General features: G+C 39.7%; 24 protein-coding genes and 1 tRNA gene. 18 read left to right on the forward strand and 7 right to left on the reverse strand.

Going from position 1 to position 24,298, the window contains the following annotated elements:
* Nucleotides 1-68 precede the first annotated feature (68 nt).
* Together PI20285_RS00615 and PI20285_RS00620 are read left to right on the forward strand one after the other, a co-directional pair.
* Entirely contained in the window at nucleotides 69-719 is a 651-nt protein-coding gene (locus PI20285_RS00615; RefSeq protein WP_057774425.1) for an MIP/aquaporin family protein, read from the forward strand.
* 390 nt (nucleotides 720-1,109) lie between these two features.
* A complete protein-coding gene (locus tag PI20285_RS00620) occupies nucleotides 1,110-1,436 on the forward strand; it encodes a heavy metal-binding domain-containing protein (RefSeq protein WP_057774422.1) in 327 nt (108 codons plus the stop codon).
* Between the two features lie 60 nt (nucleotides 1,437-1,496).
* Here PI20285_RS00620 and PI20285_RS00625 read toward each other — a convergent pair whose 3' ends face one another.
* On the reverse strand, nucleotides 1,497-2,255 hold the full coding sequence (locus tag PI20285_RS00625) for a potassium channel family protein (RefSeq protein ID WP_057774420.1): 759 nt from the start codon (nucleotides 2,253-2,255) through the stop codon (nucleotides 1,497-1,499).
* Nucleotides 2,256-2,453: 198 nt separating this feature from the next.
* Between PI20285_RS00625 and PI20285_RS00630 the strand changes: the two genes are divergently transcribed.
* On the forward strand, nucleotides 2,454-3,425 hold the full coding sequence (locus PI20285_RS00630) for an asparaginase (RefSeq protein WP_057774417.1): 972 nt from the start codon (nucleotides 2,454-2,456) through the stop codon (nucleotides 3,423-3,425).
* Nucleotides 3,426-3,495: 70 nt separating this feature from the next.
* On the forward strand, nucleotides 3,496-5,415 hold the full coding sequence (locus PI20285_RS00635; protein ID WP_057774414.1) for a M13 family metallopeptidase: 1,920 nt from the start codon (nucleotides 3,496-3,498) through the stop codon (nucleotides 5,413-5,415).
* Nucleotides 5,416-5,847: 432 nt separating this feature from the next.
* Here PI20285_RS00635 and PI20285_RS00640 read toward each other — a convergent pair whose 3' ends face one another.
* Nucleotides 5,848-6,813 (reverse strand): hypothetical protein, encoded by a 966-nt coding sequence (locus PI20285_RS00640; protein ID WP_057774412.1) that lies wholly within the window; start codon nucleotides 6,811-6,813, stop codon nucleotides 5,848-5,850.
* Between the two features lie 285 nt (nucleotides 6,814-7,098).
* On the opposite strand from PI20285_RS00640, the gene PI20285_RS00645 reads away from it, so the two are divergent.
* The 3 genes from PI20285_RS00645 (at nucleotide 7,099) to PI20285_RS00660 (ending at nucleotide 10,557) form a co-directional block, all read left to right on the forward strand.
* Nucleotides 7,099-8,412, forward strand: a complete 1,314-nt coding sequence (locus PI20285_RS00645) for an NCS2 family permease (protein WP_057774408.1) — start codon at nucleotides 7,099-7,101, stop codon at nucleotides 8,410-8,412.
* Nucleotides 8,413-9,369: 957 nt separating this feature from the next.
* Nucleotides 9,370-9,549, forward strand: coding sequence for a hypothetical protein (locus PI20285_RS00655; RefSeq protein WP_057774402.1), 180 nt, complete (start codon nucleotides 9,370-9,372; stop codon nucleotides 9,547-9,549).
* 144 nt (nucleotides 9,550-9,693) lie between these two features.
* Nucleotides 9,694-10,557 carry a ribonuclease H family protein gene (locus PI20285_RS00660; protein ID WP_057774399.1) on the forward strand — a complete coding sequence of 288 codons (864 nt, stop codon included), beginning with the start codon at nucleotides 9,694-9,696 and terminating at the stop codon, nucleotides 10,555-10,557.
* On the opposite strand, the gene PI20285_RS00665 is transcribed toward PI20285_RS00660, so the two are convergent.
* Complete coding sequence (locus PI20285_RS00665) at nucleotides 10,554-11,078, reverse strand: GNAT family N-acetyltransferase (protein WP_057774396.1); 525 nt, start codon at nucleotides 11,076-11,078, stop codon at nucleotides 10,554-10,556. The genes PI20285_RS00660 and PI20285_RS00665 overlap by 4 nt on opposite strands.
* Nucleotides 11,079-11,218: 140 nt before the next feature.
* On the opposite strand from PI20285_RS00665, the gene PI20285_RS00670 reads away from it, so the two are divergent.
* From PI20285_RS00670 to PI20285_RS00685, 4 genes are all read left to right on the forward strand, one after another.
* Complete coding sequence (locus tag PI20285_RS00670) at nucleotides 11,219-11,599, forward strand: iron-sulfur cluster biosynthesis family protein (protein WP_057774393.1); 381 nt, start codon at nucleotides 11,219-11,221, stop codon at nucleotides 11,597-11,599.
* Between the two features lie 141 nt (nucleotides 11,600-11,740).
* Nucleotides 11,741-12,934, forward strand: coding sequence for an MFS transporter (locus PI20285_RS00675; RefSeq protein ID WP_057774390.1), 1,194 nt, complete (start codon nucleotides 11,741-11,743; stop codon nucleotides 12,932-12,934).
* Nucleotides 12,935-12,945: 11 nt separating this feature from the next.
* On the forward strand, nucleotides 12,946-14,112 hold the full coding sequence (locus PI20285_RS00680; protein WP_057774388.1) for a hypothetical protein: 1,167 nt from the start codon (nucleotides 12,946-12,948) through the stop codon (nucleotides 14,110-14,112).
* A 12-nt stretch (nucleotides 14,113-14,124) separates the two neighbouring features.
* Nucleotides 14,125-14,628, forward strand: a complete 504-nt coding sequence (locus PI20285_RS00685; protein ID WP_057774385.1) for an O-acetyl-ADP-ribose deacetylase — start codon at nucleotides 14,125-14,127, stop codon at nucleotides 14,626-14,628.
* A gap of 160 nt (nucleotides 14,629-14,788) precedes the next feature.
* Here the strand turns inward: PI20285_RS00685 and PI20285_RS00690 are convergent, their stop codons facing one another.
* On the reverse strand, nucleotides 14,789-14,977 hold the full coding sequence (locus tag PI20285_RS00690) for an LBP_cg2779 family protein (RefSeq protein WP_057774383.1): 189 nt from the start codon (nucleotides 14,975-14,977) through the stop codon (nucleotides 14,789-14,791).
* Between the two features lie 422 nt (nucleotides 14,978-15,399).
* Between PI20285_RS00690 and PI20285_RS00695 the strand changes: the two genes are divergently transcribed.
* The 7 genes from PI20285_RS00695 to PI20285_RS00725 all read left to right on the forward strand — a co-directional run bounded on the left by PI20285_RS00695 (nucleotide 15,400) and on the right by PI20285_RS00725 (nucleotide 21,761).
* Nucleotides 15,400-16,080 (forward strand): YjjG family noncanonical pyrimidine nucleotidase, encoded by a 681-nt coding sequence (locus tag PI20285_RS00695; RefSeq protein WP_057774380.1) that lies wholly within the window; start codon nucleotides 15,400-15,402, stop codon nucleotides 16,078-16,080.
* Nucleotides 16,081-16,246: 166 nt separating this feature from the next.
* Nucleotides 16,247-16,699, forward strand: coding sequence for a MarR family winged helix-turn-helix transcriptional regulator (locus tag PI20285_RS00700; RefSeq protein ID WP_057774378.1), 453 nt, complete (start codon nucleotides 16,247-16,249; stop codon nucleotides 16,697-16,699).
* Nucleotides 16,699-18,435: an ABC transporter ATP-binding protein gene (locus tag PI20285_RS00705; RefSeq protein ID WP_057774375.1), complete on the forward strand. Its 1,737-nt coding sequence runs from the start codon at nucleotides 16,699-16,701 to the stop codon at nucleotides 18,433-18,435. Before PI20285_RS00700 ends, PI20285_RS00705 begins: the two co-directional genes overlap by 1 nt.
* Nucleotides 18,422-20,317, forward strand: a complete 1,896-nt coding sequence (locus PI20285_RS00710) for an ABC transporter ATP-binding protein (RefSeq protein ID WP_057774372.1) — start codon at nucleotides 18,422-18,424, stop codon at nucleotides 20,315-20,317. The genes PI20285_RS00705 and PI20285_RS00710 overlap by 14 nt, the downstream gene beginning before the upstream one ends.
* A 132-nt stretch (nucleotides 20,318-20,449) precedes the next feature.
* Nucleotides 20,450-20,773 (forward strand): hypothetical protein, encoded by a 324-nt coding sequence (locus PI20285_RS00715; RefSeq protein WP_057774369.1) that lies wholly within the window; start codon nucleotides 20,450-20,452, stop codon nucleotides 20,771-20,773.
* 16 nt (nucleotides 20,774-20,789) lie between these two features.
* Complete coding sequence (locus tag PI20285_RS00720; RefSeq protein ID WP_057774367.1) at nucleotides 20,790-21,608, forward strand: Cof-type HAD-IIB family hydrolase; 819 nt, start codon at nucleotides 20,790-20,792, stop codon at nucleotides 21,606-21,608.
* Nucleotides 21,609-21,689: 81 nt separating this feature from the next.
* Nucleotides 21,690-21,761, forward strand: a tRNA-Arg gene (locus PI20285_RS00725).
* A 247-nt stretch (nucleotides 21,762-22,008) separates the two neighbouring features.
* Here the strand turns inward: PI20285_RS00725 and PI20285_RS00730 are convergent.
* The 3 genes from PI20285_RS00730 to PI20285_RS00740 form a co-directional block, all read right to left on the reverse strand.
* The gene (locus tag PI20285_RS00730; RefSeq protein ID WP_057774364.1) at nucleotides 22,009-22,416 is read right to left on the reverse strand and encodes a type II toxin-antitoxin system death-on-curing family toxin; all 408 of its coding nucleotides are present in this window, start codon (nucleotides 22,414-22,416) and stop codon (nucleotides 22,009-22,011) included.
* 1 nt (nucleotide 22,417) lies between these two features.
* The gene (locus PI20285_RS00735; RefSeq protein WP_057774361.1) at nucleotides 22,418-22,639 is read right to left on the reverse strand and encodes a hypothetical protein; all 222 of its coding nucleotides are present in this window, start codon (nucleotides 22,637-22,639) and stop codon (nucleotides 22,418-22,420) included.
* Nucleotides 22,640-23,176: 537 nt separating this feature from the next.
* Nucleotides 23,177-24,250: an IS30 family transposase gene (locus PI20285_RS00740; protein WP_105782159.1), complete on the reverse strand. Its 1,074-nt coding sequence runs from the start codon at nucleotides 24,248-24,250 to the stop codon at nucleotides 23,177-23,179.
* Between the last annotated feature and the right edge of the window lie 48 nt (nucleotides 24,251-24,298).

Consider the following 24,298-nt stretch of genomic DNA (forward strand, 5'->3'; position numbering starts at 1 on the left):
ACGCAACATCTAAGTAGGGAATAGTAAATAACAAAGTTTCAAATTATATAATACGAGGAGATGGCAATATGCGAAAATATGTCGCAGAAATCATTGGAACTTTTGTTTTAGTTTTTGTTGGAACGGGTACTGTTGTAATTGCTAAAGGAAGTACTTTAACAATTGGATTGGCTTTTGGATTGGCAGTTACCATTATGGCCTACTCAGTGGGTGCCATCTCAGGCGGTCATTTTAATCCGGCAGTTTCTTTAGGGATGCTTTTAAACAAACGGATTAGTGGAAAAGATTTTATTGGTTATGTGATTTCGCAATTTATTGGTGCAATTTTGGCCTCTGCAATGGTGTTTGATTTGGTTCATGAACTAGGATTATCAACAAAAAGTTTGGGTCAAACAGACTTTCCAAATATTTCTGTGGGTGGGGCTTTTATTACAGAAACCTTGGTCACATTCTTATTTGTGTTAGTTATTTTGTTGGTAACGAGTAAGAAATGGGGAAATCCAAATTTTGCTGGTTTAGTTATTGGACTGACATTAGGATTGATGATCATTGTGGCGTTAAACTTAACGGGCGGTTCATTGAACCCAGCAAGAAGTTTCGGGCCAGCGCTTTTTGCGGGCGGTTCGGCAATGGCACATTACTGGTTGTATTTGACGGCTCCGTTGGTAGGTGCAGTGTTGGCAGCGGGTGTGAGTCAGTTCTTGGGTAGTGAAGAATAAAGTGAGTGAGACAAATCGGTAAAAGGTCGGAAATAAGTGGGCTGGATGCGGGATCACAATCCCGCGGGAAGCGTACTTATTTCCGGCCTTTTGATTTGTCAAGCTGTCCTAAAAAAAGTGAGTGGAATAAGCCGGTAGAAAGTTTTCTATAAGCGCACCGTAAGCGGGATCGTAATCCCGCAGTAGGCGTGCTTATAGGAAACTTTTGGTTTATGGAACTGTCCTAAAGTTCGGCGGAAAAAAGCAGTCGAAGACGTGCTGTCCAAAAAGTTTTACGACCGAACCGGATTCCAGCACCAACGTTGCCGCAAAGCTAAAAACTAGCCTAAAGAATTGAGACCGATTTCATGCTATAATACAGGCATCAAATAAGATCTGGGGGAGCTCAAAATGGCAGACAAAATTTTGGTTTCGACAACAGAAAATATTCCAGGACATAATTATGAAGTGATCGGCGAAGTATTTGGGTTAACTACGCAATCTAAAAATGTATTTAAAAATATTGGCGCGGGGCTTAAAGGCATTGTTGGCGGTGAGATTAAAGCATACTCCGAATTGTTGACAGAAGCTCGTGATACGGCAATTAGTCGGTTACGCGACAATGCTACAGAGATGGGTGCAGATGCGGTAGTGATGATGCGCTTTGATTCGGACTCGATTAGCCAAGATATGGAAACAGTTGTGGCTTATGGCACGGCAGTTAAGTTGATTGATTAATATTTCAAAAAAATAAGGCTCAAGAAAGCTAGAAATAGTTTTCTTGGACCTTATTTGAATTTAAGATTTCTTTTTATGATGAGGTTTTTTCTGAATTTTGGAAACTTGATTTTGCAGCTGGTTCACTTGATCGGAAAGATCGTCAATTTTCTTTAAGAGTAAACTTAAATCGTTATCCTGCGTGCTCGTTGTGTCGGAAGTGAAGAATCCGGTAATTGTACTGGTTAACAAACCAATAAAACCAATCCCGCCTAACATCAGGACTGCCGCGATGATTTTTCCAATTGTCGTATGGGGAAAAATATCACCGTATCCAACGGTGGTTGCAGTTGTAATGGCCCACCACAAAGCGTTTGAAAGAGAAATTTTTTCGACGATTGAGTAGAGAAGGGCACTTAAAACAACGATCACAACACTGATATATAGGAGATACACAAAGCCGGTTGCGTAAAAGAAACGATGCACAGACTTGGTTATTTTACCGTCTAATCCTAAACGCCAAAAAATATGGTAATAACGAATGAGACGGATGACGCGCTCAATTCGAAAAATTGCAAAGATAGGATGTAACGGAATTAGTCCTAACATATCAAATGAGTTGTCGATGAGAAAGCTTTTCTTATTTTTGGAAAATCGAAACCGAACTAAATAGTCGACCAAAAAGATTGCCAGCATACTATTCATAAAAATCCCAGATGGCCCGGTTAGTAAGTTTCCATGTGTAAAGAAAGTTGAAAAGGCTAATCCACTAGAAATAAGTGCTAGTCCGCCAATCGCTAAGTGATAACAAATAAGCCATTTTTGTTGTTTTTTAGACATATTATTCACCCATACTTTTACTTGTTAAGCTCATTTTAAACCTTTCACAAGCTGTGTAAACAGATGAATTTTGATCGCAAGAAAACTTTTAGGATTGAAATGCCAAATTGGGCTAGCAAGTCGGCTTTCAATCGATTAGAATCGAGGGAGAGTGTCTCAAAACGATTCCAAGCACAATCTAAATTAGGAGGCCCAACAATGAAAAAAATATTGGCACTACATACAGGTGGCACAATTTCGATGTCGGCAAATGAACTGGGCGAAGTTTCGACAAATAAGGAAAATCCTTTGTTAGACAGCCGTTTTATTGACGATAATATTGAATTGACAAACGAAACGATTTTAAATAAACCTTCAGAACACATCACACCCGCAGATATGTTTAAGATGCAACAACGCGTAAAAAAAGCCGAAACACAGGATTATGATGGCATTGTGATTACGCATGGGACAGATACATTAGAAGAAACGGCTTATTTTTTGGATTTAACCTTGCCAAATCATTTACCAGTCGTTTTAACAGGGGCAATGCGGTCTTCTAACGAGCTCGGTTCAGATGGTGTTTATAACTTTCAAAGTGCAATTTTAACGGCTGCTGCGGACGAGTCTGTTGACAAAGGTGTTTTAGTGGTTATGAACGACGAAATTCACACGGCTCGCTATGTGACCAAAACGCATACTACGAATGTCGATACTTTTCGCACCCCCACGTTTGGACCAATTGGGTTAGTTGGCAAGCGCGGTATTCACTATTTTCAAGAATTAATTCAGCAAGCCGATGTGCAAGTTGATAAACTTAAACATAACGTGTATTTGTTGAAGGCCTATGCCGGCATGCCGGCTAGTTTGTTAAATTGTTTGGACCAAGAAGATACAAATGGGCTTGTCATTGAAGGCTTAGGCGCTGGGAACATGCCACTTGAAACGGTTGAAGCGATTCAGCACCTTATCGCCGATGATATTCCGGTAGTGATGGTTTCTCGCTGTTATAACGGGGTGGCTGAACCAATTTATGATTATCCGGGTGGTGGGATTGCGCTGGAACGAATGGGCGTCACATTCTGCCAAGGATTAAATGGACCTAAGGCGCGGATCAAGCTACTGGTCGGAATTAGTGCCGGGTTAACTGGCCAAAAGTTGCGCGATTATATTAGTAATGCAGTATCGTAAGATTAAAATTTTGTGAGAAAATTAAAAGTGCGCTATACTATTGCTATCTAAAGAAAAAGGTTGGGATGAAATGGCTGATAAAACAAAATTAAGAAATGATTTTTATGATGCAGTAAATGGCGAATGGCTTGAAACTGCAGTAATTCCAGGAGACCACTCTTCGACAGGTGGTTTTATGGATTTAGTAGATGATGTGGACGAAAAATTAATGAGTGATTTTGCTGATATGAAATCTGGCAAGCTTGTTAATGAAAACCCATTGATGAAAGAATTTTTGAAGTTTTATGAATTAGCAGCAGACTTTAAAAAACGGGATCAAGATGGTGCCGCTCCTTTGAAACCATATATTGATAAAGTTGAAGCAGTTTCTAGTTTTGAAGAGCTCAGCAAACAATTTAAAGAGTGGTCCGTTGAGGGCTTACCAACGCCATTTGATATTGGTGTGCAGCCTGACCTTAAGAGCCAAGGCAAAACTAAACTCAATGTACTCTGGGCTGAAGGTGGCGGTTTGATTCTTCCTGACAAAACCTATTATGATAAAGATAATCAGGCTGGTCCCCAGCTTTTAGCAGTCTTTACACAAATGGTAGAGAAGTTACTCACAATGGTGGGTAAATCTGAAGATGAAGCTAAAAAAATGGTGGCGGATGCCAAACAATTTGATGCTTCGATGGCACCGTTTAAGAAAAATTCTGAAGAGATGAGCGATGTTGCCAACTTATATAATCCGGTTGAATTTGATGAATTTGTCAAACAATTAGGTGAATTTAAGATTGGGGATGCCGTTGTTGAATTGTTAGGTGAAAAACCAAAGCAAGTGATCGTCACGGAACCAAAGTTCTTTGAAAACTTTACTAAAATGGTTAATAAAGAGACTTTCCCAGCATTTAAGAATTGGGCAATTGTCAATGTTGTTCGTCATCTGGCAACGTATTTGGGAGAAGACTTCCGTCAAGTTGCTGGAACGTATTCACGAACTTTATCTGGTCAGAAAGCTGCAATGAAACAGGAAAAGAGTGCCTTTTATTTGGCACGGCGGATCTTTAGTCAAGTTGTTGGTGACTACTATGGTAAGAAGTATTTTGGTGAAAAAGCTAAGCAAGACGTTCATGATATGGTTGTAGCTATGACAGGTGTCTATAAACAAAAGCTCCAGAACAACACATGGCTTAGCAAGGCGACTCGTGAAAAAGCGGTTGTGAAGTTAAGCGCGATGGATATCCATGTTGGTTATCCAGACAAGATGGAAGACGTCTTCAAGAAGTTGCATACAACCACAGCTGCAGAAGGCGGTAGTTTGCTAGAAAATATTCAGGCCTTTTCTAAAGTGTTTACTGAAGATGAACTCAGCAAATTTAATCAACCAGTCGACAAAGAAAAGTGGGAAATGAGTGCTGACACTGTGAATGCGTATTATTCACCAGAAGGTAACTTGATTTGTTTCCCAGCAGCGATTCTTCAAGCACCATTTTACAGTTTAAAACAAACAGCAAGCCAAAATTACGGTGGTATCGGGGCAGTTATGGCTCATGAAATTTCGCATGCGTTTGATCCGAATGGTGCTTTGTTTGATGAAAACGGAAGCTTGAATAACTGGTGGACAGATGATGATATGAAGGAATTCAAAAAGCGTTCGCAAGCCATGATTGACGAATTTGATGGACTCCCATATGCGGGCGGTAAGGTTAACGGTAAGTTAGTGGTAACCGAAAACGTGGCTGATGATGGTGGTTTGAGTTGTGCTTTGGGTGCGGCTAAGCTGACTGGTGATCCTGATTTAGAAGAGTTCTTTGTAAACTGGGCAACAGTATGGCGTAGTAAGGCGACAAAGGAACGCAAACAATTACTCCTTTCAATTGATGTGCATGCCCCAGATAAGTTGCGGGCAAATGTGCAGGTTAAAAACTTTGATGAGTTTTACGAGACTTTCAATGTGCAACCTGGCGATGGTATGTACTTGGCACCGGAGAAACGGGTGCAAATCTGGTAGTGAGTGGATTGAAGCGGTAGTGAGTGAGATAAAGCGTTAAAGGCCGGAATATAACTGTCCTGGATGCGGGATTGCAATCCCGCTGGAAGGATAGTTATATTCCGGCCTTTGCTTTGTCGAGCTGTCCTAAGGAAGTGAGTGAAACAAGTTGGTAAAAAGAGACGCATAAGTGTGACGGATGCGGGATCGCAATCCCACGGTAGGCATGCTTATATTTTTTGTGCTGTCCTAAGGAAGTGAGTGAAACAAGTTGGTAAAAAGAGACGCATAAGTGTGACGGATACGGGATGGCAATCCCGCTGGAGGCGTGCTTATGCGTCTCTTTTTGACTTGTTGAGCTGTCCTAAAAACAGTGCATAAAATTCCCAGGAATAAAAAAACACCAACCAATCATTTTTAAAGTGATCAGTTGGTGTTTTTAGATACCAAAATTTATTTAGTAATATAAATATAAAGGTGAGTGGTTGAATAACCGACTGCAAATTTGACACCGTTAGATTTAATCACGTTAGTGGCAGTCGAAGTACTGCTACTATTTTTTGCATCTTTTTGTAATTTTTCAAATTGTTTCATAACTGACTTATAGTTTGCGCCTAATTCATTAGATAATAGCGCAAAAACAGTTCCAAAATCTTTTTGACCATCTTTTTGTTTCATGGCTTTTACAGGCACGATAAGGGTCAAGCCCATTAAGTTCTTGTCCTGATAGTTGGCCCGAACGGTGTAATTGTGTTGGGTAATCACATTTTTTACACCATTTGATAAGGTAGTAGGTAATAATTTATCTTTGTTTTCTTTCTTAGCGGTTGCCATTGCAGCCTGGACTTCTTTGCCTTCTTTTTGAAGGGCAGTCATTTCTTTTGCTTGGGCCTGTAATTTTGCAAGAGCAGCCTTTTGTTGGGATGCAGGAAGCTTAGCAATCGCTGCTTTGGCTTTAGCTGCTGAAGTTGTTGTCGATGAACTAGCCTTAGCCTTTTTTTCAGCTGCCGCTAAATCCTTAGCTTTCTTTTGATCAGCTTTTGATAGAGACATCCCAATGACTGCCTGGTTATAGCTAGCGGAAATTGTTTTGTATTTGCCAAGCGCCTTGGTTTTATTAATAGTAACTTTTTTAGTGATGACGTCAGAATCTTTTTGAGATGTAACGACAACAGTTTGCTGCTTAGTTTTAGCGGGAACTTCGATTATATAAGCACCATCAGTATTTTTGACAGCCTTTTTTGATTGGTTATCAATTTTGTAACTTATTTTGGCATTTTTACTCGTCTTTCCTTTAATGACGGCTACCATTCCACTCGGCGTTTTCGTGGATGCGCCAACGGATAATTTATGATTGCCACAACCAGCTAACGTGGCGAGCGCCAATAGACCAATAACCCCAGTTAAAAACTTTTTCATAATGTACCATCCTTTAATTTTACGTTTATACGTGCCCAATATGACACGCTGTCATAAACATGAATTATACACCCTTATTATAAGAAATACGAGAGCCAATCATCTGAATTTTAAATAAATTTAGATTGCTTTTTTAAACCATTTGCAAATGTAAAATAATATAAAGTTTGTGTTTTACTTTGAAACGATTTTATAGTAAGATATATATTGTGGTTTTGATAGTAAAACACGAACAAACATATAGAGCTAATTTGAAATTAGCAAGGCTAAGGGAGAAATGCAGTTATGGGAGAAAAGATTAAGAATTATTTTGAGATCGATCAGTTACATACAACCGTGAAACGGGAAATCTTGGCAGGATTTACCACGTTCATCTCAATGGCCTACATTTTATTTGTGAATCCAAGTGTCTTGGGAGCTTCAGGAATGGACAAAGGGGCTGTGTTTACAGCCACAGCCTTAGCTAGTGCGTTGGGTTGTTTCTTGATGGGAGTGCTTGCTAAATATCCAATTGCAACAGCACCAGCATTAGGAATTAACGCTTTTTTCGCTTATTCAGTTTGTATCGGGATGAAGATTCCTTGGCAAACAGCATTGGCCGGCGTTTTTGTTGCTTCGTTGATTTTTATTGTCATTACAATTTTTAAATTACGTGAAATGATTATTAATGCCATTCCTGCAGATTTGAAATACGCGATTTCTAGTGGGATTGGGTTGTTTATTGCTTTTATTGGTTTACATGATGGTGGTTTGATCGTCGCTAATAAATCGACAGTGGTTGGTTTAGGTTCATTGGGAGTTGCCACAACCTGGTTAACAATTTTTGGTTTAATTTTAACTGCAATTTTAATGGTTCGTCGTGTACCAGGTGGAATTTTTATTGGTATGGCAGCAACTGCAATATTAGGTTTGCTAACTGGTTTGATTAAGGCACCAGCCCAATGGGTATCAGCTGCTCCAAGTTTGAAACCAACATTTATGGTTGGCGTACGACATATTGGTGATATTAATACAGTCCAATTATGGGTGGTTGTTTTAACATTCTTATTGGTTACTTTCTTTGATACAGCTGGTACCTTGGTTGGTTTAGCACAGCAAGCTGGATTTATGAAAGATAATAAAATGCCACGAGTTGGTAAAGCTTTGATGTCAGATTCGACTGCAATGTTGGCTGGTTCAGTCTTTGGAACTTCACCAGTTGGCGCGTATGTTGAATCTTCAGCCGGAATTGCCGTTGGTGGTCGTTCTGGATTAACGGCTGTGACAACCGGAGTATTGTTTATCTTGGGATTATTCTTCTCACCAATGTTAGCTGTTGTCACGAGTCAGGTAACAGCACCAGCGTTGATTATTGTTGGGGTATTGATGGCACAATCCATGAAACATATTGCTTGGGAAAAAATGGAAATTGCCATTCCAGCATTTTTGATTTTGATCGGAATGCCATTGACGTATAGTGTTTCGGATGGGATTGCCCTTGGGTTTATTACGTACCCAATTACAATGATTGCTGCAAAACGAGGTAAGGAAGTGCATCCGATTATGTACGGATTGTTCTTCGTGTTTATCTTCTTCTTGTATATTTTGAACAAAGGCTAGTGAGTGAGACAAGTCGGTAAAAGGCCGGAAATAAGTGTGCTGGATGCGGGATCGCATCCCGCGGGAAGCATACTTATTTCCGGCCTTTTGACTTGTCGAGCTGTCCTAAGGCTTAGCGAAGAGGTGCAGGTAAGGGAAGTATGCGGGATCGCAATCCCGTTGGAAGCATACTTATTTCCGGCCTTTTGACTTGTTAAGCTGTCCTAAGTAAGGCTTAGCGGTAAATGACTAAAAGGTAAAAACTTATGGAATAAAAGATGGTTCACATGTAAAATGGCAGTCAGAATTTAACGCTTTTCTCTTCATTTTTTTGTCGTGTTAGTATCATTACTAAAATTAGTGACAGAAGTTTTTCTTGGATTGAATTTTTTGGTAGTAGATGACGACTTTTTATCAGGAACTGACCACGTGTGTGCCCACCATGCGGCATTAGTGCTATCTTGTTTACTGGAGCTAACAACATTAGTGTCAAAGGAGGCCTTGTGTTTGCTATACGATGATAAACTGATAAATATTAAACATACCAGTACTAAACCAACAATAGATAAAGTAAGATAACGTAATTTTTTTTTCATGTTAAACTTCCTCTCTGCAATTACTGAGCATGCATCCAAAAGTCAGCTTTCGAAAACGCTTTAAATGACTATATTATATACCCGAATGAGTAGATGAGCGTACTTTTAGTTTCATTTAGTTCAAGTTATCGGTGAACGTTATGCATTACTTCTTATTTTTGAATCGTTTTGCTTGCCTTTAATTCTATTTTAGTGTTAGTATTCAAAATAGTAGTTACAAATGCAAGTACAGTAACTACAGCTAACAAAGGTAGTTGGTACGACATATCATTTTTGAAGGGAAGAACGCGGCTGCAGCAAAAGATATTCATTTTGAAGCATTGATATTTCGTATCTCATTCTAATCCTTTGTTGAGAAACAATAAGGAAAGAAGGTTTTACAATGAGATTTGGAAATTTTAGTAATCGTGATTATCGCATTGCTTTGGATACAGAAACACAATTATTCTGGGCAAGTGAAAAACGCGATCCAAATATTAAAGCCAGTGGTGTGACAATCACTGAAGCACTTAACAAGTTAAACGAAAAAACTAATGGTCTAGTACAACAGTACGCAAACTAATAAGAAATTCGAGGTCTAGCAATTTTGGATGCTAATGATTCCGTTTCGGATAACGTGTTCGATTCCTCTAGGATAAGTTGATACAATGGTATTAAACTTATCCTAGAGGAATTTTTTTATACATATGAATTGGAGAAAACTAACATGGCAAGTAAGAAAAAATTTTACGCAGTCGCAAAAGGCAAGCAAACCGGTATTTTTACGGACTGGAACGAGACTAAGGCAATGATCGATGGTTTTCCTGGGGCAAGATACAAAGGGTTCACAACGGAAGCTGAGGCCCGTCAATGGTTAGATGATGGTGGGACAATTACGAAAAAAACAGTTTCTAAAAAAATAACTCCTGCCCCAAGCCAACAACCAAATGATTCCGACCTTGTGGTGTATACAGACGGTGGATCCCGAAATACGGGGAATGTGAATGGCGGACACGTTAAGAAACAGGATAAAGCAGCTTGGGCATATTTGATTAATTTAAATGGTCAACAAGTCTCGGATTCTCAAGGTGAGTTTGGCGCAACGAATAACCGCATGGAAATCATGGCGTTGATTCGTGCCTTGGAATGGCTGGAAGCCAATCGAAAACAAACGGCTGCTATTTCAATTGTGACGGATTCCCAGTATGTTTTAAATGCGATTCAAAAGCACTGGATAGCTGGCTGGAAACGGCGCGGCTGGAAACGTGGAACGGGGCAACCATTAGCTAACAGCGAGTTGTGGCGACAATTGGACGGGCTTTTACCTAAGTTCAGTCATTTGCAGTTTCATTGGACAAAAGGCCACGCCACTAATGAAGGCAATGTTTTTGTGGATCATTTATTAAATCAAACGATGGATAAAATGAGTGGTACACAACGACAATCAGTTGCTAGTAAGCCCGTTATGTCCCAAACAACTCCGAAATCTCCAAAAAAAGTGCAACAAAAAAGCGTCCCGACTTCAGATGCACAAAAGTCACTGGACGCGATTAAAAAAAGTTTAGAAAAATTGGAATGGTACAACGACTAAACGGATTTGGAGATTGAAAAACTTAAAGTGTTTTTCCCACCGGGATAGGTTGGATCAATTTCAAAGCCGGTTTTCTTTAAGACCGTGATTGCTGGTGTGTTGGCCTGCTTTGCGACCGCATATAAAGTTGTTAAACCCAACTCATTAAAGGCAAATTCTGTCATATGTTGAAGAATTTCGGTCATGATGCCATGATTTTGTTGATTGGGAAGGATTTCAAACCGAATTTCTGCGGCCGTTTTGGGGTCATTAAAATTCCAAATGCAAAAAGTTCCCAAAAATTCATCAATTTTACGATCGGAGATTCCCCATAACAAAGAGTCGTTGTTCATGATCAGACGCATGGCTTGATTCACGTAATCAACAGTATCTTGGATCGTGGGATCAATTGTCCGATCACTCATTTTGGCGATGTTTTCGTCATGGCGCAGCGTATAAATATCTTTAACTTTTGTGGCTGTAAGCCAATCCAGAGTGAAATGGGGGGTCAGGATTGGGCGATATTTTTCGAATTTTTCCATGGTTACTCCTTTTAATTTTCTTTTCAGTTTAAACGTATAACTCTAGCATAAAGCATTTTTGTGAAGTTCCAAGTAAATATGCTTGGTGTTTTGCGATTAAGCGATTACAATGAAGAAAAATCGAATTGGAGGGCGTCATAATGAATATTAAATTTGATTCGGCATCTGCAGAAAAAATTCAAGCTCATTTGGATGACAATAAACGTTTATTATTAACTTTTGAAGATGGGGTGGGAGACTATTCCCAACATGCGATGATTCATATGCAAGTCCAGTTTACCATTAATATTGTAGCTAAGGATATGCCGGTAACCGGCTATAACGAGACTGTGCAGTCTAACATTGGTGATTTATTAATTAAGGATTACTCAACTGATGATTTGGAAGAAAATATGACGATGAAATTCAACAGCCATCTTGGAACTTTGCAACTAAGCGGAGATGGTGGTGCCATTGACGATAACGTTGGTTTTATTGATTTTACGGACAAAAATGGAATTAAAAATAATCCGGCAAGATAAAGTTTTTTTCTAATTTAAATAATTAACTGGCAACCACACTTGTTTAAAAACTTGGGTGGTTGTTTTTGGCTGTCTTCAAGCATTGTCACGTCTGCACAACTCTTGTAGAATGAAGAGACGTACTACTTGGAGGTGTGTGAAATGGATGATCGAACAAAACAAAAATTTAGTTGGCCATTATTCTTTAGCCCATTTGTGTCGCGACTAGGAGATGCGCTCTTTATTTTTGGGCTAAACTGGTTTATTGTCCGAGCTACCGGTCACGCCTCCTTGCTAGGGATTGTGCAAGGAATCGGGGGAATTGTTTTAGTGGCAGGTGATTTATTTGCTGGTCCGTTGGTTGATAAATATAATCGGAAACTCGTTATGTTACTTGCTGATCTCGTTAGTTTCCTCGCGTGTTTAATTATGGCCGGGATTATGGATGTCAACGAGCCGGTATTTTACCAATTAGTTTTGTTAACTTGCATCATTGATATTGGGTTGGCATTTAACTTTCCAGCTGCTAAAGCGGTAATTCCAGAAATCATTCGCAGTGATAAATTGTCGGTATTTAATTCTTGGTCAAACACGGGCCTGACCCTGGCAGATATCATTGCGCCATTGTTTGGTGGCTTCTTACTGACCTTGCACTGGATTAATTTTCGGTCCTTTTTATTTATCAATGCCGGTTCATTTTTGTTATCCTTTATTTTGACTTTGGCACTGAAGTACAAGCCGGAAAAAGACCATACTAAAGAATCAATGCCGATTTTAGAGAGCTTGGCCAAGGGTTTGGCATACGTTCGAAATAAACGAGACGTGTTCCAGCTGATTATTTTTGACGCGTTTTTAGCCGCCATGTACGCCGGCTACACACTGTTACTTCCTTATGACGTGGATCGCTATTATAACGGCGATGAGAAATTATATAGTTATGTCTTGACGTTGATAGCTGTGGGCGGTATGCTGGGAGGCCTATCTTTAGTTTTAAATAAACATAAACCAAAAATTAAAACGAATTATCAGGATGCTTTTATTTTAGCAATCATTTTGATATTGACCGGCGTTTGGGTTAATTATGGGTTGTTGTTAATTTCTGCATTTGGTTACGGATTTTATACTTCACGAATGGGAATCCGCATGATGACCATTGTTCAAGATTTGACAGATGTGGCCTTTTTAGGCCGGGTTTTTTCGATTTGGTTTCTCTGTTTTGACAGTATGCATCCATTCGGGTCGTTTGTCTTCGGATTCATTTCTGATTGGTTTAATCATGGAACATTTTTCGTGCTTGGAGGATTAGTTCTCTTGGGCTTGTTGGTTGTATATATAATGAGAAGAAATTCAGATTAGGGGGTGTTTCGATGGATTCAATTTTATATGATTTGGAGTTTGCCAAGAATGATCAACGGTTAGCTAACGTTTTTCCAAAAGAACAGGAAACATTTTATACCGGCTTTGTTAATAGTATTGGTGCGGATGGGGTCATTCTTAACACTTACGATGATACTGGCCAAGCTGATGGCGCGGTCTACATTCAATTTGATGCCATTGATAATGTGGAGTTTGACAGTCCTGATCTGGATAACATGTTGGAAACCATTCAGATTGCGGAAAACGATCAGCTATTTACGGTAACGGATCAGATTCCGGTTTTCGTTTCAACTAGTGATTTAATTAAACAAGTAGTGGAAGCTGCTTATAAAAACAAACAGTTTTTAGTTTTAACTAGAAGCGATCTAGAGCATTATCAAGAGGGCGCTGTTACTGCAATCCATGAAAATGATTTTGAAATGCATTTAGTGGACAAATTTAATTTGACGCATGAAATTACAACTACGTTTAAATATACAGAAGCCGAAATTGTGGAGTTTTCTGGACGAGAACTAGCAGTTGAAACGGCGACCTGGCCCAAAATTGCACAGCAGCAACCAGAATCTCGGTTAACGTTAACCGATGCAAAAGGTTTTTATGCAGTTTTGAAAAACGCGGAACAAAAGCAAGAACTGATTACAATTAATGACGAAACTAAATCACCAAACTTTTTTGTGGGGACCGTAAATGCCGTCAATGAGACAGAAGTTTTGTGCAATTTAGTGGATATGGCCGGGCAATTCGGTGGCTATTCACTAATTCGGCTTGATGCAATCGCCAGCATCACATTGCAATCCGATTATATGCAGGTCATGAAGGCTTTTATTGGGTATCAAAAAAAGAACCAGACCTTCGTACAACCGGTGCTTAATGAGGAACGTTTATTTGATGCTACGGATGATTTGATGATGGCGTTACTCAAACAAACTGAGATCTTTTCACGGGTCTTGAGCATCGCTTTACTAAGTAGTGCCCGCGAAATGGGCTATGTGACGGATGTGACTGCTGACACTTTCCGGTTCCATGTGATTGATCCTGATTTATATGTCGATCAAACAGGCGTGGAAATTGCGATTGAAGAGGTGGATGAACTGTCGTTTGACTTCTTAAATGCGGTTCTCATTGAAAATCATTTGCGTGATAAGGGACTTTTGTAAGAGGTGAAAGAAATGGCATTTGAAGTAATTTGTGGGGATGTGACGACCATGCACGTGGATGCAATTGTGAATGCAGCTAATACCACATTACTTGGTGGGGGCGGTGTTGACGGGGCGATCCATCGCGCAGCTGGTCCAGAGTTATTGGCGGCTTGTCGATTGCTCCATGGTTGTAAAACGGGTGAGGCTAAGATAACGCCTGGTTTTAAATTACCAGCTAAGTTTGTCATTCATACACCAGGTCCCATTTGGCGTGGTGGCCAGCATCATGAAGCTGAATTGCTCCGAAGTAGTTATCAAAATAGTTTACGATTAGCAGAAGAAAATCACTGTGGCAGTGTGGCGTTTCCGTCGATTAGCACAGGTGTGTACCGGTTCCCACTGCAAGCGGGAGCTGAGCTTGCGGTTACGACTATCAATGAATTTTTAAAAACTGCCCAAAATGTCAAAGATGTGACAATGGTTTGTTTTGATGAGGAAACTTATCAGGCCTATGTAGAAGCGCAAAAAGTATAATAAAATCTAAAAAATCGGCTTTGAAATGACTTGGAACTTTGCCTTTATTTTTCAGGACAACTAAGCAAGTCAAAAAGAGACCCATAAGTATGACTTCCACGGGATCACGATCCTGTATCCGTCACACTTATGGGTCTCTTTTTACAACTGACTTCTTTCACTATTTATTATCTCTCATAAAGTTACTAATCCGGCGAACATCATCTTCCGTTGGATTATACTTGTTAATTTTGATGTTATGGATTTTTTCCACAGATAAATGTGTGCCAAATGCCACTGAAGCATCTGTCATATCATGTTTCTTTTGGTAATTAATAATCTCTTCTGCAAGTTTCGTTAAATCGTTCATGGTAAATCCTCCTCATATTTAATGGCTATTTTGCATCCGCAAAATCTTATTTTCGCTACGGTGACCATCCTCGCTAAGGCAATAACGCCAAGTCGGACTGGCCCTCCTCGTTTTTTAGTGACTATTTTGCGTCCGCAAAATCCTATTCTCGTTACGGTGACCATCCTCGCTAAGGCGATAACGCCAAGTCGGACTGGCCCTCCTCATATTTAATGGCTATTTTACATCCGCAAAATACCATTATCACTACGGCATTTCGACACCCAGCCGGACTGATCCTTTTCGTAATGTTGAGCCCTTACATTTAATGTACCATAGTTGAGAGTGAAATGACCATTATTTACGCGGATATTCCAAAGAAATTCGTCAAAATTGGGTAGAATTTGGTATAATGCAACACAAGAGGGATTGAGGTGAAAAGCATGAAATATCAGAATTTATTATTTGATGTGGATGATACGTTATTAGATTTTCAAGCAGCTGAGAATCAGGCGCTTAAAGGGCTGTTTACAGAAATTAAATATCCACTAACAGATGACATGGTTACCTATTTTCGCACACTTAATGAGCATATGTGGCAACGCTTTGAGCTTGGCCAATTAGATCGCCAAACACTGGTTAACACGCGATTTACCAAACTTTTCGCCCATTTTAATGAGGCAGTTGATGGGATTAAGTATGAAAAAATTTATCGAGAATTTTTGAATCAGGGTCACCAGTTAGAACCCCACGCGGTAGAATTACTGAACAGTTTGAAAGACCAATTTAATCTATTTATCGTTTCCAACGGGATTGGATCTGTTCAACAGCAACGGCTAAACGATTCGGGATTGACTACATACTTTAAACATATTTTTGTGTCTGAAGAAGTTGGCTATCAAAAACCAAGAATTGAATTTTTCGATTTTATTGCCCAACATATTGCTGGGTTTACTCCCAAAAATTCTTTAATAATCGGTGATTCATTAACGTCCGATATTCAGGGTGGCGCCAATGCGGGAATCGATTCAGTCTGGTTTAATCCAGCGTTACAACCAAATCATTCATCAGTGAGTCCAACTTATCAAATTGACGACTTACTAGATCTAAAAGCAATTTTGTAATCTTAATTTTAAACAGGACAGTTGCTCAACCAATTCGAGAGTAAAAACCGAATTAGGGGAGCGGACTGTCTATTTTTTTGTCTCAAATCCGAATAATTGCAAGTCATTTTTGAAAGTGGTATCTTAGATTGTTAGAATTCTAACAATAAAAATGCAGAGGCTACTTATGCAAAAACATCTTGGAATTAATCGGCAAATTCATATTCTGGCGAATTGCTCAACCCGAAAATTTAATGAAAGCTTTTTGGATGATGATATCACTGGTAAACAAGGGAGCGTTTTACACTTTCTTCTGATGCGCGCGGGAAAGCAGGCAGTTTACCAACGAGACATCGAAAAACAATTTGGTATTCGGCGGTCATCGGTAACTAGTCTGTTACAGAAATTAGAAGATAATGGCTACATTACGCGTGAAGCGGTCGAAAATGATGCCCGATTGAAACTAATTGTGCTTACCCCCAAGGCTTTAAAATTCCAGAAAAGTGTTGTCCAAGGGACGATCGATTTTGAAAATAAGATGATCCAAGGAGTTTCTGTAGACGACATTGCTACTTGGCAAAGAGTAACTCAACAAATGACGAAAAATTTAAAAGATGCAAAAGTAGGAGGTGACGACTAGTGCTAAAACGAATTGGACATTCAGTAAGAGAGTATAAAAAGTATGCCTTGCTTTCACCAATATTGGTAGCCATCGAAACCTTTATCGAAACGTTTATTCCGTTTTTAATGTCAAAAATGATCGATAAGGGAATTGTTCCCGGAAATTTAGCGTATATCGAAAAGTTAGGGGCCTTTATGTTAGTGGGGACACTAATTTCTTTAGCCGGTGGTGCAGGAGCTAGTTGGTATTCAAGTAAGGCTAGTGCGGGATTTGCAAAAAATCTGCGCCATGATTTATATCATCACATTCAGGATTTCTCCTTTGAAGATGTGGATCATTTTTCGACCTCTAGCATTGTGGTGCGGCTTACAACGGACATCATGAATATTCAACAAGCTTTTCAAATGTTGATTCGAATGGCTGCCAGAGCCCCATTGATGCTAATCTTTTCAATCACAATGGCTTTCACGGTGGATGCACAAATGGCCATGGTTTTTGTTGTGTCTGTACCGGCCATGGTAATCGGATTAACGGTGATTATCGCCATTGGTCGACCGCTGTTTAAGAAGGTTTACCAACGTTATGATGGATTGAACCAGGTTGTTCGAGAAAATTTACGTGGCATTCGGGTAGTAAAAACTTACAATCGTGCTGAAACGGAAGATAAAAAAGCGGCGCAAGCTTCTTCTAGGATCTATGAAGTCTTCAGTAAAGCAGAACGGATTCTCCAATTAAATAGTCCCATTATGCAGTTTGTGATGTATGGCACATTACTGTTCTTGGCGTGGTTTGGGGCTAGAAGGATTGTGGATGGCACCATGCAGACTGGTCAATTAGTTAGTTTAATAGCTTATGCCATGTCAGTTTTGATGAGTTTGAATATGTTATCAAATGTGTTTAATCAAATGACAATTTCTTTAGCCTCTGCACAGCGGATCAATGAAGTTTTGACGTATGAAAGTACGCTGATAAATCCGAAAAACCCCGTAACTGAGGTAAAAGATGGCGACATTGAATTTGATAATGTGGATTTTGCCTATGAAGATGACCAAGTAACGCGGTTGGAAGGTATTAATTTGCATATCAAACCAGGCGAGACTATTGGGGTGATTGGTGAAACTGGAAGTGGGAAGAGTACGCTTGTACAGCTGATTCCTCGCCTTTATGATGTTAATCAAGGGGTCGTCAAAGTTGGTGGTCAAGATGTGCGAAACTATGACATTAAAACACTTCGGGATAATGTTTCCATGGTGCTGCAACAAAACGTTTTGTTTTCAGGGACCATTGCGGATAATTTACGCTGGGGTGATGAAGAAGCTACTGACGAACAATTAGTGCAGGCTGCCAAATTAGCTCAAGCGGATGCCTTTGTTCAAAGTTTGCCAGATGGTTACAATACACACATTGAACAAGGTGGGAGTAACGTGTCTGGTGGCCAAAAACAACGGCTGACAATTGCTCGAGCCCTGTTGAAAAAGCCTAAGATTTTAATTCTTGATGATTCAACCAGTGCCGTCGATACGCATACAGACAGCTTGATTCAAAAGGCGTTTCGTGATGAATTGCCTGAAATGACCAAGCTGATCATTGCCCAACGGATTTCTTCCGTGCAAGGTGCAGATCGAATTGTGGTCATTGATCAAGGCAAGATTGAAGCAGTCGGTACGCATGATGAACTGATGAAATCAGACGAACTTTACCAAGAGATTTATAACTCTCAAATCAAAGGAGGAGAAGCGCATGCAAAGAACTAGAGTTGCCGGAAGAGCTAAACTAGATGGCTCGGCGTGGCAGATTTTATGGCGGTTATTAAAATATATTTTGCAGAAAAGTCACTTTGCCCTTTTTATTGCCTTCTTCTCTGTGATTATTTCGGCTGGAGCATCAGTCATTGGGACACTATTTATTCAGCGTTTGATTGATGACTACATTACGCCATTAATGAAAGTTGCTCATCCAAATTTCACCCCATTATTGCATATGATCATTTTAATGGGGGCAATTTATTTGTTGGGGGTCGTCGGAACCTTGTTATATTCACAGTTGATGATTATGACTGGGCAGAAATTGCAAAAACGAATTCGGGATGAAATGTTTACCCACATGCAAAAGTTGCCCTTGAGTTATTTTGATTCCAACGATTATGGGGATGTCATGAGCCGTTACACCAACGATGTGGATACTTTGCGGCAAATGGTAGAACAGAGTTTCCCCATGTTTATCAACGCGCTTTTTAACATTGTTTTCACATTAACAGCCATGATTACGTTGAGTCCAATGTTGACCATAATTAGTTTGGTAATTTTTGCGCTGAGTGTCTTTATCGTACGAAAATTAAGTTCGAAAAGTAGTTATTATTTCCGCATGCAACAAAAGTCGTTAGGAAATATTGATGGTTATATCGAAGAAATGCTGAATGGTCAAAAAGTTATTAAAGTATTTTCTCATGAGAAACAATCTAAAGCAGGATTTGATACACGAAATGAAGAATTACGTCAAGACGCCAGCATGGCTAATGGCCTTTCAACGATGTTATTCCCAATCATGGGAAATGTCGGCAATATTTTATATGTGCTGATTGCCGTTGTGGGTGGGTATTTGGCAGTTAATCATGTCACGCCCATTACGCTAGGTGAAATTGCCGCGTTCGTTCAGTTGAGCCGTTCTTTTAGTCAACCAATTGCGCAAATTACCATGCAGTTAAACTCGATTATCATGGGGTTGGCCGGTGCGCAACGGATGTTTCAATTGTTTGATGAACCGGTTGAACAGGATTCAGGAAATACAACCTTAGTTTATGTGACTGAAAACGAGCAGCACGTCTTGACAGAGACCAGTGTCCGGACTGATAAATGGGCCTGGAAAACGGTTGAAGCTGATGGCACTGTTAAACTCATACCGGTCAAAGGCCACATTCAATTTAAAGATGTCAGCTTTAGCTATGATGGCAAAAAGACTGTTTTACATCACATTTCATTAGATGCGAAACCTGGGGAAAAGATGGCGTTTGTCGGGGCAACCGGAGCCGGCAAGACCACCATTACCAATATGTTGAATCGTTTCTATGATATTTCCAGTGGTCAGATTATTTATGACGGTATCGATATCAAACAAATCCAAAAGGCTAGTTTGCGGTTATCGATGGGAATTGTTTTGCAGGATACGAATTTATTTACTGCTTCAATTCGTGATAATATTCGCTATGGTCGTTTAGAGGCCACAGATGAAGAGGTGATCGCGGCCGCTAAATTGGCAAATGCGGATAGCTTTATTCGTAATTTGCCTAGAGGATACGACACGGTGATTGACGGTTCTGGGTCTGATTTATCACAAGGGCAGCGTCAATTATTATCAATTGCACGGGCGGCCATTGCTGATCCACCAACCATGATTATGGATGAAGCTACTTCAAGTATTGATACGCGAACGGAATCCTTGGTTCAATCCGGGATGGATAATTTAATGCGGGGTCGGACGACGTTTGTGATTGCTCATCGTTTATCTACAATTCATAATTCGGATGCAATTCTTGTGATTGAGGATGGTAATATCGTTGAAGCTGGGAACCATGAATCCCTGATGGAAGAAAAAGGCGAGTACTACGAACTTTATACCGGTAAAACTATTCTGGAATGACGAATAACATTATTGGGAAGTTGGTACGGACAATGCTAGAATGAAGAAGTGTTCTTAAAAGGTGGGTAGCTTTTAAAGGCCGGCCTTTTTTGACACGTTTAAATAGATTAATCATAGGGAGACGTGAGAAAAATGATTCAAATTCCACAAGACATGACAGAGGTTAAAGTTAAAATTGCCCAACTAGAAGAACTAGGACATACCAGCGATGAAAAAGAAGTTATTTTTGATGCCATTCAAGATAATGCGCAATCAATTTTAGATGAACAACTTGAAGGCCATTATTATTCTTGTACCTTAGATAACGACACAATTACTGTGTATGAAACACCTGAAAAGCCCGCTGGAACTGTTAAATCTCAAGGGGCTTCCTTCGAAGATGATTTTCGTAAGGATGCAAATGGTATGTTAATTTATTTAAGTAAAGAAATCAGCAGAGTTATTAATCAACGCTAATTTAAAGGAGTTCTAAATGAGCATTAAATTAATTGCGAGCGACATTGACGGCACATTCTTAGATGATCAACACGAGTTTGATCGCGTTCGGTTTCAAACACAACTTGACGAGATGAATCAACAGGGCATTCACTTTGTTGTAGCTAGTGGAAATCAGTATTTGCACTGTACCAAAGTGATGGCCGGGCTTACCGGTGATCTCACCTATGTGGTGGAAGATGGGGCCTTGATTGTGGAAAAAGACCAAGTGCTCGATTCCAGTCCGATTGAACCAGAATTGTGGCAAGAAGTTGTAACTACGGTGATGAAACAGCCGATGTTTGCGGATGCCGTCATTATTTTGTCTGGTGAGAAAGCAGCCTCTACAAATATCACGCCTCAAAGCGAGACTTGGGATCGAACTAGATACTTTTATGAAAAGCTTATCCATAGGGATGATCTTCTGTCAGTTACAGATGATATTTATAAAGTAGACGTTAATTGGCCCAACTTGAGTGATGTGCGGGATAAACATGCGGCATTGTCCGCTGAGTTTGGAGACCACTTAACAGAAGTGATGAGTGGGCTTGGTGGGATTGATATCATTAAACCACATGTCACTAAGGCGTATGGATTAGAGCAATTACAACGGATCTGGAACGTCTCAATGGCGGAAACGATGGCGTTTGGTGACAATCAAAATGATGCTGAAATGTTGCAGCATGCCAAATATGGTTACGCGATGAAAAATGCGGCGCCAGAAGCCAAGGCAGTAACCTCGCTAGTGACGCCGCTTGATAATAATCATGGTGGTGTGCTGGATATGATTGATCGGGTGTTAAATGGACAGTTTTAGCTGTAAAAAAGCTAAAATTCCATTGGTACATGAAACTTAAGGTTGAAATTTGGGTCTAAGTTCATTAGAATTACACTATACGCGTCGGTAGTGTAATGGATAGCACATGAGATTTCGGTCCTCATGATGAGGGTTCGATTCCCTCCTGACGCATCATTGATATAACAGCATTTAGCATGGGCTTACGGCCTGTGCTTTTTTGTTTTTGGCCAAATAGGTACGAAAATGGGTACGGGTTATTTGAACCTGTTTGAGCTTGGATGTTCCAGCTGATTTTTGAAATGATTGTAGACCTCTAAATCTACTGCTTTTTATTCATTTGGTATAAGCTGCCTGACCTTTTTGATTGCAGATATAACGCAGTGGCGTAGATGGAGCCATGTGTTAATTAATGATGATGTTATTTATTTTTGTGAATTTCTTGTAACCAGTTAGCTATTTGCTTCATGGTTTCTTCGTTGTCAGGCGAATTGGTAACTGAGAGAACAAAGTCGCCAGCTTGATTAACAATTCTGTTGTTAACTAGTTGGTAGCCATTTTGATTGATGAAATAAAGACTCGCCATCAAAGCAGTTCGTTTGTTGCCATCCACAAAAACATGTTTTTTGGTAATTTTTTGCAGGATAAAAGCAGCTTTTAACCAAATCGTCGGATACAGTTCGTGATCGAATACGATCTGAGCCGGTTGCTCAATAACAACGTGCAAACTCTCAACAGATTGAACACCATAGTTGGTTCCACCGACCTGAAGTACAACTTGCTTGTTTATCTCAATAAGCTGCTGGACTGTTAAGTATTTAAACTTCATATTATCGGTCCTTTAAATACTCAAGAACTGGTTTAAATTGATCAACAAATTCAGTAATGTTTGTAGTTTCCTCTTGATTTAATTGATCAATTCGTTTAAAAATTAAGTCTCCGTGTTCATTAACTGACGGCTTAAATTGAACATCAGTGGGCACATTTAATTCACTTGGAACAGTGATGACAGTAGATTTAGCAACTTTACGAGTTTTAACAGTTTTTGGCATGAGTATCATTCCTTTCAATAGCATAAGTTAACACATGACGATGACATATGCAAGACATATGCCGGACTGCGTTACAGAATATAATTGAATTTATTGTACAAAACGCAACTAATTCTGCTTACTTGCTTCTTTATCGCACGGGGCGGAAGAATTGGAATTTGCTACTGTGCCTTTTTAAAAATTTAATATTTAAAGAATGAAGTCGTTAAGCTTTCTATGTGTTTTTAGACGTTAGTGGCGATCATGATCAATTGTAATTAGGTAATGGTGAAATTCATTTTGTACTATTCAATAAAATCTTGAGAAATCAGTGACACTTTGTAGGTACGGTAGTATTTATAAAAACTTTGCTAAATCTAAAATTGTAGATAAAGTATGGAAAGCGTATGAACCTGTAGTTCTAGTAGGAAATTGAATTTTTTTAAAAACAAGGGAAGACGAATCATTTTCTAATCGGAAATTGCAAGAACAAGTTAGCCACCCCGCAGGCGAAGTTGCGGGGCAAGTCAGAATATCTATTGAAGGTCAAGATAATAGCTACGCACTACATGATTTACGAATACGTGCTGCTTCAATTTGAAAAGCTTCTTTTGGGGTTTGATACTTCAAGATACGTCGCGGTAATTGGTTAAGACGACTTTCAACCATTGAAACCGTCTTGGGACCAATCGTATCTAATGAGTGTCCCTTAGGTAAATATCGTCTAATCATGCGGTTATGAGTTTCATTGGTTGCTCTTTCAAAGGAACTATACGGATGGGAATAATAGATGTCAGCTACGCCGTCTAAGACTGCATTCAAGGCTGTGAACTCCGTTCCGTTGTCAGCAGTAACAGATTTAATAAGATCACCAAATTCAGCACAAATTCCCTTAAGTGCATACGATACCGAATCAGCATCTTTGCCTTCAATCAAGCGAACAATATCATAACGAGTTTTACGTTCCGTGAAGGTCAATAATACACTTTCATGTCCACTTCGTTTACCAACTACAGTATCAATCTCAAAGTGGCCAAATTCCTTGCGTTTGTCGACCCTTTTAGGACGTTCCTCAATACTTTTACCAGCTAAACGTCGATGCTTGTTTGACCAGTGATGTTTAGTACGACGGTTAGCCTTCTCCACCAAATCAAGATTACGGATCTCTAACAATTGCGCATCGATATAGTTGTAGAGAGTTTTCGTACAAACCATCTCCGTGCGCTTAAACAGATGTTGTTGGTGGGCGAAGCCGACTGCTGCATCAGGTGACCAATCATCTTGGTGGAAATGATCATCAAAGTAAGCCAGAAAGTTAGTAACAAATTTAAATTTTAGAGGTCGATGACAGCGTTGTCGATTCGTTTGATACCGAACTTGGGCCGTATCAGGCGCATAAACGCTAAAGTACTGTTCTTTACCATTGAGTTTCTTTACCTGTTGAATGCGGCCACGCTTAAGCTCATTATTAATAGTTTGATGACAGACACCAATTTCAGCGGCAATTTGACGAGCAGATTTGCCTGCAGAAAGTAAGCCAGCAATTCTGCCTCGCTCAATTTGAGTTAAATGATGACCCTTTACGTGAGATGTGATAAGCTGTTCTTGCACCAAGACGAAAACCTCTTTCATTGTTTAGTGTGGGAACTTCAATGATACCTGATTTTTTCGTCTTGGTGT

This window comes from Pediococcus inopinatus (genome assembly GCF_002982135.1).
GTDB classification, from domain to species: Bacteria; Bacillota; Bacilli; order Lactobacillales; family Lactobacillaceae; genus Pediococcus; species Pediococcus inopinatus.